The 18,549-nt window shown below is 73.1% G+C and carries 14 protein-coding genes and 2 tRNA genes; 13 read left to right on the forward strand and 3 right to left on the reverse strand.

Translation table 11 applies throughout. The annotated features are described in order from the left end of the window. Positions 1-263: 263 nt before the first annotated feature. Positions 264-545, forward strand: coding sequence for an HU family DNA-binding protein (locus C3492_RS02790; RefSeq protein WP_014673024.1), 282 nt, complete (start codon positions 264-266; stop codon positions 543-545). Positions 546-726: 181 nt separating this feature from the next. Here the strand turns inward: C3492_RS02790 and murA are convergent, their stop codons facing one another. Then, the gene (murA, locus tag C3492_RS02795) at positions 727-2,067 is read right to left on the reverse strand and encodes a UDP-N-acetylglucosamine 1-carboxyvinyltransferase (protein WP_103810102.1); all 1,341 of its coding nucleotides are present in this window, start codon (positions 2,065-2,067) and stop codon (positions 727-729) included. A 278-nt stretch (positions 2,068-2,345) separates the two neighbouring features. Here murA and C3492_RS02800 point away from each other — a divergent pair, with 278 nt between their 5' ends. The 10 genes from C3492_RS02800 to C3492_RS02840 all read left to right on the forward strand — a co-directional run bounded on the left by C3492_RS02800 (position 2,346) and on the right by C3492_RS02840 (position 14,069). Continuing rightward, entirely contained in the window at positions 2,346-2,918 is a 573-nt protein-coding gene (locus C3492_RS02800) for a YqgE/AlgH family protein (protein ID WP_181140167.1), read from the forward strand. A gap of 29 nt (positions 2,919-2,947) precedes the next feature. Further along, positions 2,948-3,229: a DUF3039 domain-containing protein gene (locus tag C3492_RS02805; RefSeq protein WP_030651613.1), complete on the forward strand. Its 282-nt coding sequence runs from the start codon at positions 2,948-2,950 to the stop codon at positions 3,227-3,229. A gap of 203 nt (positions 3,230-3,432) precedes the next feature. Beyond that, a complete protein-coding gene (locus C3492_RS02810; RefSeq protein WP_103810104.1) occupies positions 3,433-5,070 on the forward strand; it encodes a beta-N-acetylhexosaminidase in 1,638 nt (545 codons plus the stop codon). Positions 5,071-5,321: 251 nt separating this feature from the next. Next, entirely contained in the window at positions 5,322-6,215 is an 894-nt protein-coding gene (locus C3492_RS02815; protein ID WP_103810105.1) for a xanthine dehydrogenase family protein subunit M, read from the forward strand. Then, positions 6,212-8,266, forward strand: a complete 2,055-nt coding sequence (locus tag C3492_RS02820) for a 2Fe-2S iron-sulfur cluster-binding protein (RefSeq protein ID WP_103810106.1) — start codon at positions 6,212-6,214, stop codon at positions 8,264-8,266. Before C3492_RS02815 ends, C3492_RS02820 begins: the two co-directional genes overlap by 4 nt. After that, complete coding sequence (locus tag C3492_RS02825) at positions 8,263-10,572, forward strand: xanthine dehydrogenase family protein molybdopterin-binding subunit (RefSeq protein ID WP_103810107.1); 2,310 nt, start codon at positions 8,263-8,265, stop codon at positions 10,570-10,572. Before C3492_RS02820 ends, C3492_RS02825 begins: the two co-directional genes overlap by 4 nt. Continuing rightward, positions 10,569-10,697 carry a hypothetical protein gene (locus tag C3492_RS45350; protein ID WP_258055457.1) on the forward strand — a complete coding sequence of 43 codons (129 nt, stop codon included), beginning with the start codon at positions 10,569-10,571 and terminating at the stop codon, positions 10,695-10,697. The genes C3492_RS02825 and C3492_RS45350 overlap by 4 nt, the downstream gene beginning before the upstream one ends. A 33-nt stretch (positions 10,698-10,730) precedes the next feature. Further along, the gene (locus C3492_RS02830) at positions 10,731-11,309 is read left to right on the forward strand and encodes an AAA family ATPase (protein ID WP_103810108.1); all 579 of its coding nucleotides are present in this window, start codon (positions 10,731-10,733) and stop codon (positions 11,307-11,309) included. Positions 11,310-11,436: 127 nt separating this feature from the next. Further along, positions 11,437-12,594, forward strand: a complete 1,158-nt coding sequence (locus C3492_RS02835; RefSeq protein WP_103810109.1) for an SUKH-4 family immunity protein — start codon at positions 11,437-11,439, stop codon at positions 12,592-12,594. Between the two features lie 203 nt (positions 12,595-12,797). Further along, positions 12,798-14,069: a hypothetical protein gene (locus tag C3492_RS02840; RefSeq protein ID WP_146075637.1), complete on the forward strand. Its 1,272-nt coding sequence runs from the start codon at positions 12,798-12,800 to the stop codon at positions 14,067-14,069. Between the two features lie 36 nt (positions 14,070-14,105). Here C3492_RS02840 and C3492_RS02845 read toward each other — a convergent pair. Together C3492_RS02845 and C3492_RS44425 are read right to left on the reverse strand one after the other, a co-directional pair. After that, positions 14,106-14,177 (reverse strand) — tRNA-Cys (locus C3492_RS02845). Between the two features lie 18 nt (positions 14,178-14,195). After that, positions 14,196-14,293: transfer RNA gene (locus tag C3492_RS44425), tRNA-OTHER, on the reverse strand. A gap of 218 nt (positions 14,294-14,511) precedes the next feature. Here C3492_RS44425 and C3492_RS02850 point away from each other — a divergent pair. Together C3492_RS02850 and C3492_RS02855 are read left to right on the forward strand one after the other, a co-directional pair. Then, positions 14,512-15,957 carry an MFS transporter gene (locus C3492_RS02850; protein WP_103810111.1) on the forward strand — a complete coding sequence of 482 codons (1,446 nt, stop codon included), beginning with the start codon at positions 14,512-14,514 and terminating at the stop codon, positions 15,955-15,957. Positions 15,958-16,209: 252 nt separating this feature from the next. Further along, entirely contained in the window at positions 16,210-18,009 is a 1,800-nt protein-coding gene (locus tag C3492_RS02855) for a DEAD/DEAH box helicase (protein ID WP_103810112.1), read from the forward strand. Positions 18,010-18,549 lie beyond the last annotated feature (540 nt).

The following is an 18,549-nucleotide window of genomic DNA, read 5'->3' on the forward strand; positions in this document are numbered from 1 at the left end:
CGGCGCGTCGTGGAACCCCGCGATGCCGGGCGCGCTCTAGGGTGACGGCCGAGCAGGCGCTTTTCGTGTGACTCCCCAGGGTGTTCTCACGACTCCTACGGGTGCCGGATTGGCTTTCCCGCCGCAGGTAGGGGCAGGATGCTCCTTCGGGACTTCGTTCCAGGGGGCACCCCCAAGGGCGCGAGCGCATCGGCATCGCAGTGCCTCGGGCGGCTCAGCCGCGTGGCACACCCCAACGGCAAGAAAAACACGGGAGTAACAACATGAACCGCAGTGAGCTGGTGGCCGCGCTGGCCGACCGTGCCGAGGTGACCCGCAAGGACGCCGACGCCGTGCTGGCCGCGTTCGCCGAGACCGTCGGCGAGATCGTCGCCAAGGGCGACGAGAAGGTCACCATCCCCGGCTTCCTGACCTTCGAGCGCACCCACCGTGCCGCTCGCACCGCGCGCAACCCGCAGACCGGCGAGCCCATCAACATCCCGGCCGGCTTCAGCGTGAAGGTCACCGCGGGCTCGAAGCTCAAGGAAGCGGCGAAGGGCAAGTAAGCGGAAGCGCTCCGCTTCGGCGCCGTCCACTGGAGCGCCGTGGCATGACGCGCCGTGGGTGACTGCGGGCCGGTCGTGGCTGGTCGCGCAGTTCCCCGCGCCCCTTCGGGCGCGAACCGCTCAAGACGTCGAAAGGGCGGCCCCCCTCCGCGGGAGGCCGCCCTTTCGTCATGCGTGACGCCTAGCCGAGCGCCTTGCCGGGCAGCTCGACCTTCGCTCCCAGTTCCACGAGCTTCTCCATGAAGTTCTCGTAGCCGCGGTTGATCAGTTCGATGCCGTGGACGCGGGACGTGCCCTCGGCCGCCAGGGCCGCGATGAGGTACGAGAAGCCGCCGCGCAGGTCGGGGATGACCAGGTCGGCGCCCTGGAGCTTGGTGGGGCCCGAGACGACCGCGGAGTGCAGGAAGTTGCGCGCGCCGAAGCGGCAGGCGGAGCCGCCCAGGCACTCCCGGTAGAGCTGGATGTGGGCGCCCATCTGGTTCAGCGCGGAGGTGAAGCCGAGGCGGGACTCGTAGACCGTCTCGTGGATGATGGACAGGCCCGTGGCCTGGGTCAGGGCCACCACGAGCGGCTGCTGCCAGTCGGTCTGGAAACCGGGGTGCACGTCCGTCTCCAGCGCGATGGACTTCAACTGGCCGCCCGGGTGCCAGAACCGGATGCCCTCGTCGTCGATCTCGAAGGCGCCGCCCACCTTGCGGTAGGTGTTCAGGAACGTCATCATCGAGCGCTGCTGGGCGCCGCGGACGTAGATGTTGCCGTTGGTCGCGAGCGCCGCGGAGGCCCAGGACGCGGCCTCCAGGCGGTCCGGAAGGGCGCGGTGGGTGTAACCGCCGAGCTTGTCCACACCCGTGATGCGGATCGTGCGGTCGGTGTCCATCGCGATGATCGCGCCCATCTTCTGCAGCACGCAGATGAGGTCCTCGATCTCCGGCTCGACGGCCGCGTTGGACAACTCCGTGACGCCTTCGGCCAGTACGGCCGTCAGCAGCACCTGCTCGGTGGCGCCCACGGACGGGTACGGCAGCCGGATCTTCGTGCCGCGCAGCCGCTGCGGAGCCTCCAGGTACTGCCCGTCGGCCCGCTTCTCGATGGTCGCGCCGAACTGCCGCAGCACGTCGAAGTGGAAGTCGATGGGCCGGCCGCCGATGTCACAGCCGCCGAGGCCCGGGATGAAGGCGTGGCCGAGACGGTGCAGCAGCGGACCGCAGAAGAGGATCGGGATGCGGCTGGAACCCGCGTGGGCATCGATGTCAGCCACGTTGGCGCTCTCGACCCGCGTCGGGTCCAGCACCAGCTCGCCGGGCTCCTCGCCCGGACGGACCGTCACCCCGTGCAGCTGGAGCAGGCCACGGACGACCCGCACGTCACGGATGTCCGGAACGTTGCGCAGTCGGCTCGGCTCGCTGCCCAGCAGGGCGGCGACCATGGCCTTCGGTACGAGGTTCTTCGCACCGCGGACACGGATCTCGCCCTCCAGCGGGGTTCCGCCGTGGACAAGCAGGACATCGTCGTTGACGGTCATGAATCTCGCGTTCCGATGAGTTGGTCAGGGGCCGGCCGATCACTGTGCGCACGGGCCGGGAAGACAGGGTAATCGCCGATCACCCCCCGCCCGTAAGTCCGAGTACCGCCCAGCCGCGTCATAGCTGTGTCACAACACGAACCGTTCCCTGTCGGCCACATGGGGTCACCGGCGCGGGGACGTGCGCCGGGGTCGCTCCCGTACGCCCTGAGCTGCCTTCACTCCCGTGCCCCCGATTGGCTCCCCACTCCGGGGGAAGATGCGGGATCATGTCTGGCATGACCGAGGTGTCCTCGCTCACAGGGCGGCTGCTCGTGGCCACCCCCGCCCTGGCGGACCCGAACTTCGACCGTGCGGTGGTGCTCCTTCTCGACCACGACGAGGAGGGCTCCCTCGGTGTCGTCCTCAACCGGCCCACCCCGGTGGTCGTCGGCGACATCCTGGAGGACTGGGCCGACCTCGCCGGTGAGCCCGGCGTCGTCTTCCAGGGCGGCCCCGTCTCGCTGGACTCGGCGCTCGGCGTCGCGGTCATCCCCGGCGGCGCGAACGGGGACGGCGCGCCGCTCGGCTGGCGGCGGGTGCACGGCGCCATCGGACTGGTCGACCTGGAGGCCCCGCCGGAACTGCTCGCCTCCGTCGTCGGCTCCCTGCGGATCTTCGCCGGATACGCCGGCTGGGGCCCGGGCCAGCTGGAGGACGAGCTGGTGGAGGGCGCCTGGTACGTCGTCGAGTCCGAGCCGGGCGACGTCTCCTCCCCGGCCCCGGAGAGACTCTGGCGCGAGGTGCTGCGCCGGCAGCGCAACGAGCTGGCGATGGTGGCCACGTACCCGGACGACCCTTCGCTCAACTGATGCCTGCGGGCTTCAGTACCCTTGCTGATATGAGCACTCTTGAGCCCGAGCGCGGGACTGGTACGGGGACCCTCGTAGAGCCGACGCCACAGGTGTCCCACGGCGACGGCGACCACGAGCGCTTCGCCCACTACGTCCAGAAGGACAAGATCATGGCGAGCGCCCTCGACGGCACCCCCGTCGTGGCGCTGTGCGGCAAGGTCTGGGTGCCGGGCCGCGACCCGAAGAAGTACCCCGTCTGCCCCATGTGCAAGGAGATCTACGAGTCCATGGGCAGCGGCGGCGACGAGGGCAAGGGCGGCGACAAGTAGGTCGCGCCCCTTCCGCCTGCGGACGGTGAGGTCCCCGGGGCGCGCGAGGCGCGTCCCGGGGATCTTCGTGTTCTCCGGCCGCCGAGTGGTCCAGACCTCTTGTGGGGCCCTGGCGCAGTCCCTAGCCTTCGAGGCGACGGGCCACGCGTTGTGCAGGGCGACAGGAGCGTTGCGTCACACGCAACGCGGGAGGGGCTGATGTCGTGGAACTGATTCCGGCGCCGCGCGCGATCGAGGGACCGGAGGGGTCCGCCGTACCCTTCGGCCCGGACACCACGCTGTGGGCCGGTCCGGGCACCGAGCGCACCGAACGCTGGCTGCGCGCCACCCTCGGCGCGGCCCTGGGCCTGCCGCTGCGCCCCGGGCCGCGGGACGCCCGCGACGGCCTGCGGCTGCTGCTGGACGACACGCTGGAACCGGAGGCGTACCGGCTCGGCGCCGCCGCCGACCAGGGCGTGGAGATCCGCGGCGGCGGACCCGCCGGAGTGTTCTGGGGCGCGCAGACCCTGCGCCAACTCCTCGGCCCCGACGCCTTCCGGCGCGCCCCCGTGCGCCCGGACACCACCCTCGGCGTCCCGCAGCAGGTCATCGAGGACGCCCCTCGGTTCCGCTGGCGCGGGCTGCTCCTCGACGTCGCCCGGCACTTCATGCCCAAGGAGGGCGTGCTGCGCTACCTGGACCTGATGGCCGCGCACAAACTCAACGTGCTGCACCTGCACCTGACGGACGATCAGGGCTGGCGCATCGAGATCAAGCGCCATCCGCGGCTGACCGAGATCGCCTCCTGGCGCGCGCGGACGAAATTCGGCCACCGGGCGTCACCGCTGTGGGAGGAGAAACCCCACGGTGGTTACTACACCCAGGACGACATTCGCGAGATCGTCGCCTACGCCGCCGAGCGGCACATCGCCGTCGTCCCCGAGATCGACGTGCCGGGCCACTCGCAGGCCGCCATCGCCGCGTACCCCGAACTCGGCAACACCGACGTCGTCGACACCACCGCCCTCTCCGTCTGGGACACCTGGGGCATCTCGTCCAACGTCCTCGCTCCCACCGACGCCACCCTGCGGTTCTACGAGGGGGTGTTCGAGGAGGTCCTGGAGCTGTTCCCCGCGGACGCCGCCGCGTTCTCGGAGTTCGTCCACATCGGCGGCGACGAGTGCCGCAAGGAGCAGTGGGCCGAGTCCGTCACCGCGAAGACCCGCATCGCCGACCTCGGCCTCGGTGACGAGGACGAGTTGCAGTCCTGGTTCATCGGGCACTTCGACGCCTGGCTCGCCGCGCGCGGGCGCCGCCTCATCGGCTGGGACGAGATCCTGGAGGGCGGCCTCGCGCCCGGCGCCGCCGTCTCCTCCTGGCGCGGCTACGGGGGCGGCGTCGCCGCCGCGCGGGCCGGCCACGACGTGGTCATGTGCCCCGAGCAGTACGTGTACCTGGACCACCGTCAGGCCCCGGGCGAGGACGAGCCCGTGCCGATCGGCTTCGTGCGCACCCTGGAGGACGTCTACCGCTTTGAACCCGTGCCGGACGGGCTCACCGACGAGGAGGCCCGGCACGTGCTGGGCACCCAGGCCAACGTGTGGACCGAGGTGCTGGAGGACACCGCGCGCGTGGACTACCAGACCTTCCCCCGGCTCGCCGCCTTCGCCGAGGTCGCCTGGAGCCCGCTGCCGGCCCCCGCGGACCGGGACTACGCCGGTTTCGAACGCCGGATGGCCGCCCACTACCGGCGACTTGACGCCCTCGGCGTCGCCTACCGGCCGCCGGCCGGGCCCCGCCCGTGGCAGAAGCGTCCCGGCGTGCCCGGCCGCCCGATCGAGGGGCCGCCCCCGAACAGGTGACAGCGCGGGGCCGGCGCCCCACCGGCAACGGAAAAACCCCGGCAACATACCGAAGAGTGGCAATCAGTGCACACCGGTGATGCCGTGCGAAAACGGGCGACCTCCCCGATGAGGTGGGCGAATGCCTCCTAGCGGACCCCTGCGTTCGGGCGTTGCGAAGATGTGCCAGAGTTGCGTCGTCCGCCCTGTCAGCACGTACCGTACGGCAACACAGGCGGGACCAGGTGGGGCAGCGGGAAGGGGCAGCCGGTTTGACCACGCACGCACCGCAGGCGGCGCAGGCCGTCACCTTGCCCACGACGCTGGACGAGGCCGTGACGGCCCTGGCCGCCATGCCCACCGCCGTCCCCGTGGCGGGCGGCACCGACTTGATGGCCGCCGTCAACTCCGGACAGCTCAGGCCCGCCGCCCTGGTGGGCCTCGGCCGGATCAGCGAGATCCGCGGCTGGCAGTACCAGGACGGCCACGCGCTGCTCGGCGCCGGACTCACGCACGCGCGCATGGGCCGCCCCGACTTCGCGGCCCTGATCCCGGCGCTCGCCGCCGCCGCGCGCGCCGCGGGTCCGCCGCACATCCGCAACGCGGGCACCCTGGGCGGCAACATCGCCTCCGCCGCCCCCACCGGGGACGCGCTGCCGGTGCTGGCCGCCCTGGAAGCGACCCTGATCATCGCGGGCCCGGGCGGAGCCCGCCGGGAGATCCCGGTGTCGCACCTGCTGGCCGGCGTGGAGATGCTGCGCGGCGGCGAACTCATCGGCTACGTGCGCGTACCGCTGCTGCACGCCCCGCAGGTCTTCCTGAAGGCGACCGGACGCACCGGCCCCGGCCGCGCGCTCGCCTCCGTGGCGCTCGTCCTGGACCCGGCCCGGCGCGGCGTGCGCTGCGCCGTCGGAGCCATAGCGCCGATGCCGCTCCGGCCGCTGGAGGCCGAGCAGTGGGTCGCCCAGCTGATCGACTGGGACAACGACCGCGCCCTCGTCCCGGAGGCCCTGCACGCCTTCGGCGAGTACGTCGCCGCGGCCTGCATCCCCGACCCGGCCCCCGAGCCCGACGGCTCGGTGACCCCGCTTCCGCCCGCCGTACTGCACCTGCGGCGCACTGTCGCCGCGCTGGCCCGACGAGCACTGGGGAGGGCGCTGTCGTGACCGACGACCAGCACGGAGAGGGCACGCCCCAGGGCGGCGGACGCTGGGACCCGCTGCCCCAGGGCGACTACGACGACGGCGCCACCGCCTTCGTCAAACTCCCCGAGGGCGGCATCGACGCCCTGCTGTCCGGCGACAGCCCGCTGGCCGCGCCCGGACACGGCTACGTGCCGCCGCGGATCACGGCCACGCACGCCGACGGCACGCACGCCGACGGCACCACGGGCACCTGGCCCGCGCCCGACGGCGGCGGCCGGTGGCCCGACCCGAACGCCACGCCGGCCCCGCCGCACGCCGCGGACGACCGGTTCACCTACCAGCCCGCCGCCACCCAGCACTGGACCTTCGAGGAGCCCGCGGCACCGGCCGCCCCGGGACACGACGTCACCGGGCAGTGGTCCATCCCCGTCGCCGGGGGTGACCTTCCCGACGAGTCCGGCGAGTTCACCACGTCCTCGCTGGTCGAACAGTGGGGCACCGCGCCGCCCGCCACCCTGCCCGGCGGCGCGCCGGCGCCCTGGGCGACGGACGGCACCGGCCACCCGTATCCCTCCGGGGGCGCGGCGGACACGCCGGCGGGCGCGCCGGACGCGTACGGCGCGGACGACGGGTACGGACCGGAGGAGGCGTACGCCACCGAGGGCGCGTACGTCCCGGACGACGGGTACGGCGCCGAGGACGGGTACGGCCCCGCGGAGGCGTACGCCCCGGAGGACGGGTACGGGCACGCTCCGGCCGGTCACGCGGAGGGCGTTCGCGCCGGGGCCGGTCATCACGAGGGCGGGCACCGGGACGCCGGTCCCGTGCACGCCGGCCACGACGAGGGCGGCCACGACGGAGCCGGCCGTCAGGACGCCGGTCACGCCGGTGCCCCCGACGCCGACACCCCCGGCGGTACGGCCGCGCCCGCCCAACCGGCGCCGTCCGCGCACGAGTCGACCGGGACCGGTACGGCGCCGGAAGGTGACGCCCACGCCGGTGACGCCCGCGGCCCCGCGGAAGCCCCTGTACGCCCCGCTGGCGCCCCGGCGGACCACGGGCGACCGGCAGACCCGGCGACCGCGTCCCGGCCCGTTACGACGCCGGAGACGGGCGACGCGGAGGCGTCGGCGGCACCAGCCGGCTCCGCGGCCGCCGACACGTCCGGTACCCCCGACTCGCCGCCGGAGGCCGCCGCCGCACCCGCGCCGCCGGCCGAGGCAGCCGCACCCGAGCCCGCCCGCGACGCGTCCGCGCCCGACGACGCCTCCGAGGGCGCCGGAGCCGAGAAGGAGGCCGAGGAGGCCGCCGTACCCCTCCCGCCGAACGACGACCACCCGCTGGCCTCCTACGTCCTGCGCGTCAACGGCACCGACCGCCCGGTCACCGACGCCTGGATCGGCGAGTCCCTGCTCTACGTGCTGCGCGAGCGGCTCGGCCTCGCGGGCGCCAAGGACGGCTGCTCGCAGGGCGAGTGCGGGGCCTGCAACGTGCAGGTCGACGGCCGCCTGGTGGCCTCCTGCCTGGTCCCGGCGGTCACCGCGGCCGGCAGCGAGGTGCGCACGGTCGAGGGCCTGGCCGCCGACGGGCAGCCCTCCGACGTACAGCGCGCGCTCGCCCGCTGCGGAGCCGTCCAGTGCGGTTTCTGCGTGCCCGGCATGGCGATGACCGTGCACGACCTGCTGGAGGGCAACCCCGCGCCGACCGAGCTGGAGACCCGGCAGGCCCTGTGCGGCAACCTGTGCCGGTGCTCGGGCTACCGGGGCGTCCTGGAGGCCGTCAAGGAGGTCGTCGCCGAGCGCGAGGCGTCCCACGCCGGCCCCGTGACGGACACGGACGAGGCGCGCATCCCGCACCAGGCGGGCCCCGGCTCCGGCGGCGTCCACCCCTCGGCGTTCGAGGCGCCCGGCGCGTTCGACACCCCGCAGCGGCAGACCACGTACGACACGCCGGACGCGTACGACACGCCCGACGCGTACGGCGTACCGGACGGGTACGACGCACCGGACCCGTACGGCACGCCGCCCGGACCGCACGACCAGCACTACGGCCAGGACGGAGGCCAGGCGTGAGCAACGAAGCCGGCACCGCGACCACCGCCGCGGAACCCGCCCCCGAGGCCGAGGCGTTGCCGCACGGCATCGGCGCGTCCCTGCCGCACGCCGACGCCCGCGCCAAGACCGAGGGCACCTTCCCGTACGCGGCCGACCTGTGGGCCGAGGGCCTGCTGTGGGCGGCCGTCCTGCGCTCCCCGCACGCGCACGCGCGCATCGTCTCCATCGACACCACCCACGCGCGCGAGATGCCCGGCGTCCGCGCGGTCGTCACCCACGAGGACGTGCCCGGCACCCCCCGCCACGGCCGGGGCACGCCCGACCGCCCGGTGTTCGCCTCCGAGGTCGTACGCCACCACGGCGAGCCCATCGCCGCCGTGGCCGCCGACCACCCGGACACCGCGCGGATGGCCGCCGCCGCCGTCATCGTCGAGTACGAGGTGCTGGACCCGGTCACCGACCCCGAACAGGCCTTCGAGGCCGAGCCGTTGCACCCCGACGGCAACCTGATCCGGCACATCCCGCTGCGCCACGGCGACCCCGAGGCGGCCGGCGAGGTGGTGGTCGAGGGCCTGTACCGCATCGGCCGCCAGGACCCGGCCCCGATCGGCGCCGAGGCCGGTCTCGCCGTACCGCGCCCGGACGGCGGGGTGGAGCTGTACCTGGCCTCCACCGACCCGCACACCGACCGCAACACGGCCGCCGCCTGCTACGGCCTGTCCCCCGACCGGGTGAAGATCGTCGTCACCGGGGTGCCCGGCGCCACGGCCGACCGCGAGGACCAGGGCTTCCAGCTCCCGCTCGGCCTGCTCGCCCTGAAGACCGGCTGCCCGGTGAAGCTGACGGCGACCCGCGAGGAGTCCTTCCTCGGCCACGCCCACCGGCACCCGACCCTGCTGCGCTACCGCCACCACGCCGACGCCGAGGGCAGGCTGGTGAAGGTCGAGGCGCAGATCCTGCTGGACGCGGGCGCGTACGCCGACACGTCCTCCGACGCCCTGGCCGCCGCCGTGTCCTTCGCGTGCGGCCCGTACGTCGTCCCCAACGCCTTCATCGAGGGCTGGGCCGTCCGCACCAACAACCCGCCCTCCGGCCATGTGCGCGGCGAGGGCGCCATGCAGGTGTGCGCCGCCTACGAGGCGCAGATGGACAAGCTGGCGAAGAAGCTGGGCCTGGACCCGGCCGAACTGCGCCTGCGCAACGTCCTCGCCACCGGTGACGTCCTCCCGATCGGCCAGACCGTGACCTGCCCGGCCCCGGTCGCCGAACTCCTCCAGGCGGTGCGGGACTTCCCGCTCCCGGCGCTGCCCAAGGACAGCCCGGAGGAGGAGTGGCTGCTGCCCGGCGGCCCCGAAGGGGCGGGCGAGCCGGGCGCGGTGCGCCGGGGCGTCGGCTACGGCCTGGGCATGGTCCACATGCTCGGTGCGGAGGGCGCCGACGAGGTGTCGACCGCGACCGTGAAGGTCCACGACGGCATCGCGACCGTGCTGTGCGCGGCCGTGGAGACCGGCCAGGGCTTCACCACCCTGGCCCGGCAGATCGTCCAGGACACCCTCGGCGTCGAGGAGGTCCACGTCGCCCCCGTCGACACCGACCAGCCGCCGGCCGGCGCGGGCTGCCGGGGCCGGCACACCTGGGTGTCGGGCGGCGCGGTGGAACGGGCGGCCAAGATGGTCCGCACGCAACTCCTCCAGCCCCTGGCGCACAAGTTCGGCATGTCCACCGAGCTGCTCCAGATCACGGACGGCAAGATCACCTCGTATGACGGCGTGCTGTCGACCACCGTCGCGGAGGCGATGGAGGGCAAGGAACTGTGGGCCACCGCCCAGTGCCGCCCGCATCCGACCGAACCCCTCAACGCCTCCGGCCAGGGCGACGCCTTCGTGGGCCTCGCCTTCTGCGCGATCCGCGCGGTGGTGGACGTCGACGTCGAGCTGGGCTCGGTCCGGGTCGTGGAGCTGGCGGTCGCCCAGGACGTGGGCCGGGTGCTCAACCCGGCGCAGCTGGCCGCGCGCATCGAGGCGGGCGTCACCCAGGGCGTGGGCATCGCCCTCACCGAGAACCTGCGCACGCCCCGCGGCCTCATCCGCCATCCCGACCTGACCGGCTACGCCCTGCCGACCGCCCTGGACGCGCCCGACATCCGGATCGTGAAACTGGTGGAGGAACGGGACGTGGTGGCCCCCTTCGGCGCCAAGTCCGTCAGCGCGGTCCCGGTGGTGACGGCCCCGGCGGCCATCGCCTCCGCCGTCCGCGCCGCCACCGGCCGCCCGGTCAACCGCCTCCCGATCCGCCCGCAGGCGGCGGTGGTGACGGACCGGTGAGCACGCCGCCGCCCGGGGAACCGCGCTACGAACCCACACCCGGCGTGGGCAAGTTGTTTTTGTGGATCCTGCTGTTCGCGGTGGCGGCCCTGGCGGTGGTCCTGGGCGGGATCTACTTCACCTGAGGGATCTGTTCCGATGGATGCGGACGCGGCCTGATGGACGGTGTCGTCCTGGTCACCGGGGTGATGGCGGCGGGCAAGTCGACGGTGGCCCAGCGCCTGGCGGAGGCGCTGCCGCGCGCCGCGCACGTCCGGGGCGACGCGTTCCGCCGGATGATCGTGTCGGGACGGGCGGAGTACGTTCCCGGGGAGGACGGGGACCCCACGACCAGGGCGGGCGCGGAGCACGCGTCCCGAGCGGGCGGGGAGGCCGTGGCCCAACTGCGGCTGCGGTACCGGCTGTCGGCGGCGACGGCGGACGGGTACGCGGCGGCGGGCTTCACGGCGGTGGTGCAGGACGTCGTCCTGGGCGAGCACCTGCGGGCGTACGTCGGCCTGGTCCGCACCCGCCCCCTGTACGTGGTGGTCCTGGCGCCCGGCGTGGCGGAGGTCGCGGCCCGCGAGGCGGGCCGGGCGAAGACCGGGTACGGCGGCGGATGGACCGTGGCCGCCCTGGACGAGGAACTGCGCCTGCGCACCCCGCGCATCGGCCTCTGGCTGGACACGTCCGGCTGGACGCCGCAGGAGACGGTGGAGGCGATTCTCGCGGGCGCGCAACGGGCCCGGGTCGCCTGACGTCTTTCCTCGTGAGGTCGTTGTCAGTGGGGCGGCGTAGTGTGCTCGGCAGTGGGGGCACCTGCCCGGAGGCCGCGTACGACGGGGTACGCGCGCCTGCCACGCACCGGGAGATCGCGGGGGAGCGATGAGCACGACGGACGCCGAAGTTCCGGCGATCACGCTGACCGAGGCGGAACTGGACCGCTACGTCACGCACGCGCCGACGCGCGGCCTCCTCGCGGGTGCCGGACTGCCCGCGGAGACCGCCCTGCTGACGTTCTCCCCGCTGCGCACGTACGGCCTGCGCACACTCGCCGACGCCGCCGACAGCCCCTTCCACCTGGCGGAGGAGCTGCGCGGCCGCCTCGTCATAGGCGAACTGCTCACCCCGGCCGGCATGGAGCGCCGGTCGATCCTGCTCGACGGCGCCACGGGCGAGCTGACGACGGCCTACCTCTTCGACCCGTCCCACCCGCGCCCCTTCGCGCCCTCCCTGAACACGCTGCTGCGCTTCGCCGCGGTCACCGAGGAACTGGCGGGCCTGCGCGGCCGGTTCGCCTCCCTGGCGGGGCAGTACGGCCCCAGGACCGTGACCGAGGCGTCCCGCCGCCTCCTCACCCTCTTCGAGGAGGGCACGGACGGCGAGGTCCCGCCGTACTGGAAGGCGGCGGCCCTGATCCGCCCGCTCTCCCTCATCGCCGGCCCCGGCACGGCGTCGGGTCTCACCCTGGACGTCCCGGCGCGCGTCCTGGACCAGCAGTTCGGGCACGGCAGGGTGGCCCGCTTCGAGGAGGTCGACTTCCCGAAGACGCTCACCCACGAGCCGACCCGCCGCTTCCTGCGCGAGACGGGCCTGCCGGAGGAGGCGGTCTTCTTCCACGCCGACACGGACGTCCCGCTCCCCACGCTCCGCGAGTACTTCACCCAGGAACGCCCCGACTACCCCCACGCCGGACTCCCGGCCCACTGCGACCACTTGATCCGCCTCGGCCACCTCCTGGAGGACAACAGCCTGGTGATCGACGGCAGAACGGGCGCGGTCCTCACCTTCAACGAGCCGGAAGCGACGCTCTACCCCCTCAACACCGACGTCTCCACCCTGGCCTTCACCCTGTGGCTCATCCACCACGAGCGCACGATCGACGCCCACCTGGCCCACGAACTGTCCACCCACGCCTACGACCACCTGGTCGCCCTGATGATCCACACCCTCCACTCGATCGACCCGACGGGCACCGCACCGGACACCACCTGGCACTACTGGACGAACCTCTTCCAGGACGAGACGGGCGGGGTGTTCTGAGGCGTCCCCCCGGCGTGTGTCCGCATTGCGGCGGGGTGGGAGGGGCGTGACACTGATGGAGGCGGTTGCGTCCCGGAGCCCGTGACCGGCCGGGCAGGTCTGCTGCTCCCCCAACGGGGTGTGTGGCCCGCCACCGCGGGGGCGCTTCCTCTCCGCCGTTCTCGCTGCCCACGTTCTCGCTGCCCATGGACGGAGGGGCTCCCATGAAGCCTGCCCTCTGGCGGACCCTGAAAGCTTCCGCTCTGGCATGGCTGGGAGTGGTCACCGTGCTGGTGGCGCCCTCGGCCGCCGCGGGCGCCCCCGGTCAGACCCGGACGAGTGCGACGGCACCCGGTGTTCCCTGCGCCTGGCCGGCCGTCGTCAGGCCCGGCAGGCTCAATCTCGCCTTCCCCGAGACCAACGCCACGTACTGGGTGATGCCCTACCGGCTGGGCCAGGGAGACCGCATCGTCGTGGACGGCACCTACCCCTCCGCGCGGTTCACCTCGCTGACGTCGTACGACGCCAAGGCGTCCCCCGTCGACTCCCTCGCCGACCACCAGATCGCTCCGCGCGCAGGCAGCAAGAATCCGTTCGCAGCCCCGGACGCGGGCACGGACCCGGCGCGGCACCGCTATCAGGTCACGCTGAAGCCGGGCATCGCGGCCGGTTCCGCCGGCAACACGCTGGCCGCCACCGCGAAGAGCGCAGCTTCGGGAGTGGGCTGGCTGGTGCTGAGGATCTATGTGCCGGACAATGAGTCCGACCCGACGGGCGGAGTGCCGTTGCCGTCGCTGTCCATGCAGCGGCAGGGCAGCAGCCCCCGACCCGTCACGACCTGCCCCCGGGCCGACGCCGCCCAGGGCCCGACGGGTCCGATCGCCACCGAGCTGCGGGACCTGGTGAAGAAGTACGCGCCGCCCGGTGACGTGGTGCGCTGCGGGAAGTCCACGGCGAGCGCCCCGGCCTTCGCGGTGCCCGACAAGACCGCCGGGCTCTTCCCCAACCCGTACAACAAGTACTTGTGCACGCCGCTGGAGTACAAGGCGGGCCGCGTCGCCGTCGTCCGCGGCAAGGCGCCCACGTTCCCCGACACCGTCAACGGCCAGTCGGTACTGACCAAGACCCAGCTCCGGTACTGGTCGCTCTGCCAGAACCAGCTCCAGATCCCCTACCCGGTCAGCGCCTGCGCCGCAGACTTCCAGACGGCCGTGGGCAAGGACGGGCGCTACACCTACGTGGTCTCCACCTCCCAGGACCGCCCCGCCAACGCGACGACGGCGAACGGCGTCACCTGGATCGACTGGGGCCCGACCGACGTCACGAGCCTGCTGCTGCTGCGGAACATGCTCCCGGCGCAGGACTTCCACAACGCGGTGCAGAACACCAAGAAGGGCGAGGACCCGGCACCCGTGATGGGCGCGTACTACCCGGAGATCACGTACTGCACGAAGGAATCCTTCACCAGGAACGGCCCGGACACCTGCCGGGCCTGAACCGCCGACGCGGCACCGGCCGGCAGGCCGGAAAAGAGGCCGTGGCGGGAATCGAACCCGCGTAACTCGCTTTGCAGGCGAGTCCCTGAACCACTCGGGCACACGGCCGTGTTCTGTTGTCGTTCTCGGCCGTGGTGGGAATCGAACCCGCGTGGCTCCCCGCGAGCGGAGCTCGCTGATGGATGCGGCGCAGGTGAGTCCCTGAACCACTCGGGCACACGGCCGTGTTCTGTTGTCGTTCTCGGCCGTGGTCAGGTGCGCGGCCGTGTTCGTGTTCAAGAACGTACGGGCGCCGGGGGCAGGGCTCAAGGGAATGGGGCGGGGTGCAATGGGACTGCCATACGGCGTTCATGAAGCGGGGCGGGGCGTACGACCAAGGGCCTAGCGGGGGTCGGACTCCTGACAGGGGCCAAAGGTGGTCGTGGGCCTTACTCTGGCGGACATGAGTGCCCTTGGATCCCGTGAGCCCGATGTCCTCGATCCGCCCGCCGAGCAGGACGGCGGTGTGCTGAGCAGGGCGTACCGGGCGCTCAGTGTCGGGATCGTGTCCGTCGTGGTGCTCATCGCGTTCGAGGCGACGGCCGTGGGGACCGCGATGCCGGTCGCCGCGCGGGAGCTGGACGGACTGGCGCTGTACGCGTTCGCCTTCTCCGGGTACTTCACCACCAGCCTCTTCGGGATGGTGCTCGCCGGGCAGTGGTCCGACCGGCGGGGTCCGCTCGGGGCGCTGACGACCGGCATCGCGGCCTTCGCGGCGGGGCTCGTCGTCGCCGGGACCGCGCAGGTCATGTGGATCTTCATCCTGGGGCGCGCCGTGCAGGGGCTCGGCGGCGGGCTGGTCATCGTGGCGTTGTACGTCGTCGTGGGACGCGCCTATCCGGAGCGGTTGCGGCCCGCGATCATGGCCTCCTTCGCCGCCGGCTGGGTCGTCCCCTCGATCGTCGGCCCCCTCGCCTCCGGCGCCGTCACCGAGCACCTCGGCTGGCGTTGGGTCTTCCTCGGCATCCCGGCCCTCGTCGTGTTCCCGCTCGCCCTCGCCCTGCCCCAGATACGGCGGCGGGCGGCCGGCCCGGTGGACGCGGAGGCCGGCGCCGGCTCCTTCGACCGGCGGCGGATCCGGCTCGCTTTCGGGATCTCCCTCGGCGCCGGGCTCCTCCAGTACGCCGCCCAGGATCTACGGCCCCTCGCCCTGCTCCCGGGACTGGCCGGGACGGCCCTGCTGGTGCCCGCCGTGCTCGGGCTGCTGCCCCACGGCACCTACCGGGCCGCCCGCGGCCTGCCCAGCGTCGTACTGCTGCGCGGACTCGCCGCGGGGTCCTTCATCGCCGCCGAGTCCTTCGTTCCGCTGATGCTGGTCACCCAGCGCGGGCTGTCCCCGACGCTCGCCGGGTTCTCGCTGGCGGCCGGCGGCGGGACGTGGGCGCTGGGCTCGTTCGTGCAGTCCCGGCCGCGCCTGGCGCCGTACCGTGAGCGGCTGATGACCGTGGGGATGGTGCTGGTCGCCGCCGCGATCGTCACCGCGCCGAGCGTGCTCCTGCACTCCGTGCCCGTGTGGAGCGTGGCCGTCGCCTGGGGCGTCGGCTGCTTCGGGATGGGCCTGGTGATCTCCTCCACCAGCGTGCTGCTGCTCCAGTTGTCCGCCCCGGAGGCGGCCGGCGCCAACTCCGCGGCGCTCCAGATCTCCGACGCCCTCTCCAACGTCGTCCTCCTGGCGGGCACCGGCGCGGCCTTCGCGGCCCTGGGCGGCGGCAGCACCGCGGCCACCACGGGGGCCGGGGGCGGGCATCCCGCGGCCTTCGCCGCCGTCTTCCTGCCGATGGCGGCGGTGGCGGTGGTGGGGGCCTGGGTGACCACGCGGGTGCGGGAACGGCCGGAGCCGGCGCGGTGAGTGCCGTGAGGCGAAGAGTGCCGTGAGGCGGTGAGTGCTGTGTGGTGGGGTGCGGTGACTGAGGCTGGGCTCGGTAACCGGGGTGGGGTGCGTCGGCTGTGGTGAGGCGATGAGTGCCGTGGGGACTCCGGGGCTGTTGTGACGTCGCTCCCACCCGTGGGCGACCCGGGGTCGTCCGCGCGTTGAGCGGAGGGCGGCGCCGGTAGGGTGGCCCGGTTGTCATACGTAGCCGCCCTACCCCGCTCGGAGACCGTGACTACCACCGCCGCCTCGTCGACTTCCTCCCACCACCTGTCGCCCGCCTTCCCGGGCCGGGCCCCCTGGGGTACCGCCAGCAAGCTGCGCGCCTGGCAGCAGGGGGCGATGGAGAAGTACATCCAGGAGCAGCCGCGTGACTTCCTGGCCGTCGCCACGCCCGGCGCCGGCAAGACGACCTTCGCGCTGACGCTCGCCTCCTGGCTGCTGCACCACCACGTCGTACAGCAGGTGACCGTGGTCGCGCCCACCGAGCACCTGAAGAAGCAGTGGGCCGAGGCCGCGGGCCGGATAGGGATCAAGCTCGACCCCGAGTACAGCGCGGGCCCGCTCGGCAGGGAGTACGACGGCGTGGCCGTGACGTACGCCGGTGTCGGGGTCCGTCCGATGCTGCACCGCAACCGGGTCGAGCAGCGCAAGACGCTGGTGATCCTGGACGAGATCCACCACGCCGGTGACTCCAAGTCCTGGGGCGAGGCGTGTCTGGAGGCCTTCGAGCCGGCGACGCGGCGCCTCGCGCTGACCGGTACGCCGTTCCGGTCCGACACCAACCCCATCCCCTTCGTGACCTACGAGGAGGGGGCGGACGGGATCCGGCGGTCCGCCGCCGACTACACGTACGGCTACGGGTCGGCGTTGTCGGACGGGGTCGTCCGGCCGGTGATCTTCCTCTCCTACAGCGGCAACATGCGCTGGCGGACCAAGGCCGGTGACGAGGTGGCAGCCCGGCTCGGCGAGCCGATGACGAAGGACGCGATCAGCCAGGCCTGGCGTACGGCCCTCGACCCGCGCGGCGACTGGATGCCGAGCGTGCTGCGCGCCGCCGACCAGCGGCTGACCGAGGTCCGCAAGGCCATCCCGGACGCGGGTGCGCTCGTCATCGCCTCCGACCAGGACTCCGCGCGCGCGTACGCCAAGCTCATCCGGGAGATCACCGGGACGAGGGCGACGCTCGTGCTGTCGGACGACGCCGGGGCGTCGAAGAGGATCGACGAGTTCAGCGCGAGCGACGACCGGTGGATGGTCGCCGTGCGGATGGTGTCCGAGGGGGTCGACGTGCCGCGGCTCGCGGTGGGCGTGTACGCGACGACGATCTCGACGCCGTTGTTCTTCGCGCAGGCCGTCGGGCGGTTCGTACGGTCCCGGCGGCGCGGCGAGACCGCGTCCGTGTTCCTGCCGACCGTGCCCGACCTGCTGACCTTCGCCAACGAGATGGAGAAGGAGCGGGACCACGCCCTCGACAAGCCGAAGAAGGAGGGCGAGGAGGACCCGTACGCCGAATCCGAGAAGGAGATGGAGGAGGCGAACAAGCAGCAGGACGAGGACACCGGCGAGCAGGACATGCTGCCGTTCGAGGCGCTGGAGTCCGACGCCGTGTTCGACCGGGTGCTGTACGACGGCGCCGAGTTCGGCATGCAGGCGCACCCCGGGAGTGAGGAGGAGCAGGACTACCTGGGGATTCCGGGGCTGCTGGAGCCCGAGCAGGTGCAGTTGCTGTTGCAGAAGCGGCAGGCCCGGCAGATCGCGCACAGCCGGAAGAAGCCGGACACCGAGGCCGACCTGCTGGAACTGCCGGCCGAGCGGCGGCCGGTGGTCACGCACAAGGAGCTGATGGAGCTCCGGAAGCAGCTGAACACGCTGGTCGGCGCGTACGTCCACCAGAGCGGCAAGCCGCACGGGGTGATCCACACCGAGCTGCGGCGGGTGTGCGGGGGGCCGCCGAGCGCGGAGGCCACGGCGGGGCAGTTGCGGCAGCGGATCGAGAAGGTTCGGGAGTGGGCTACGCGCATGCGGTGACGCTGCGCTGGGCTTTGGCGGACGGTCGTTGCCCACCCGCCCACCCGGCTCGGTCCGCCGGGAGGCACCCCCAGGGGGCTCCGCCCCGGACTCCGGGTGGGGGGCTCGGGTGCGTGAGAGGTTCCCGTCCGGGGCCCCACCCCAGGGACTGGGGCGGGTGCGGGAATCGGGTGCGTGAGAGATTCCGTCCGGGGCCCCACCCCAGGGACTGGGGCGGGTGCGGGAATCGGGTGCGTGAGAGGTGTGTACGGGGGCTCTAGCCCACCCGAGCCCCCGGGTGGGTGAGGGGTCGCCGTGCGGGGGTCCCGCCCCGGGCCCCGGGTGGGTGCGGGAATCCGGTGGGTGGTGGGAGGTGCGTGCGGCGGCTTCCCCCCGGGGGTCGGGTGGTTCGGGGTGGTGAGGTGTCGTGTCTTCGTGCGTGCGTATCCGGACGAATGGAGGCAGGCCGGATCTGGGCTTGCCCGGATTCTGGACGAAGACTTCCGCTGAGCGAACCGGCTTCGCTACTGTCCCGCTACGCACACGCCCCGTGGCAGCGCC

The organism is Streptomyces sp. Ru62 (genome assembly GCF_002920615.1).
Classification (GTDB): domain Bacteria; phylum Actinomycetota; class Actinomycetes; order Streptomycetales; family Streptomycetaceae; genus Streptomyces.

Excerpts from the sequence above, each read along its gene's own strand:
- C3492_RS02790 (WP_014673024.1), top strand. The coding sequence starts at position 264 with ATGAACCGCAGTGAGCTGGTGGCCGCGCTGGCCGACCGTGCCGAGGTG.
- murA (WP_103810102.1), bottom strand. The coding sequence starts at position 2,067 with ATGACCGTCAACGACGATGTCCTGCTTGTCCACGGCGGAACCCCGCTG.
- C3492_RS02800 (WP_181140167.1), top strand. The coding sequence starts at position 2,346 with ATGACCGAGGTGTCCTCGCTCACAGGGCGGCTGCTCGTGGCCACCCCC.
- C3492_RS02805 (WP_030651613.1), top strand. The coding sequence starts at position 2,948 with ATGAGCACTCTTGAGCCCGAGCGCGGGACTGGTACGGGGACCCTCGTA.
- C3492_RS02830 (WP_103810108.1), top strand. The coding sequence starts at position 10,731 with ATGGACGGTGTCGTCCTGGTCACCGGGGTGATGGCGGCGGGCAAGTCG.
- C3492_RS02835 (WP_103810109.1), top strand. The coding sequence starts at position 11,437 with ATGAGCACGACGGACGCCGAAGTTCCGGCGATCACGCTGACCGAGGCG.
- C3492_RS02840 (WP_146075637.1), top strand. The coding sequence starts at position 12,798 with ATGAAGCCTGCCCTCTGGCGGACCCTGAAAGCTTCCGCTCTGGCATGG.
- C3492_RS02850 (WP_103810111.1), top strand. The coding sequence starts at position 14,512 with ATGAGTGCCCTTGGATCCCGTGAGCCCGATGTCCTCGATCCGCCCGCC.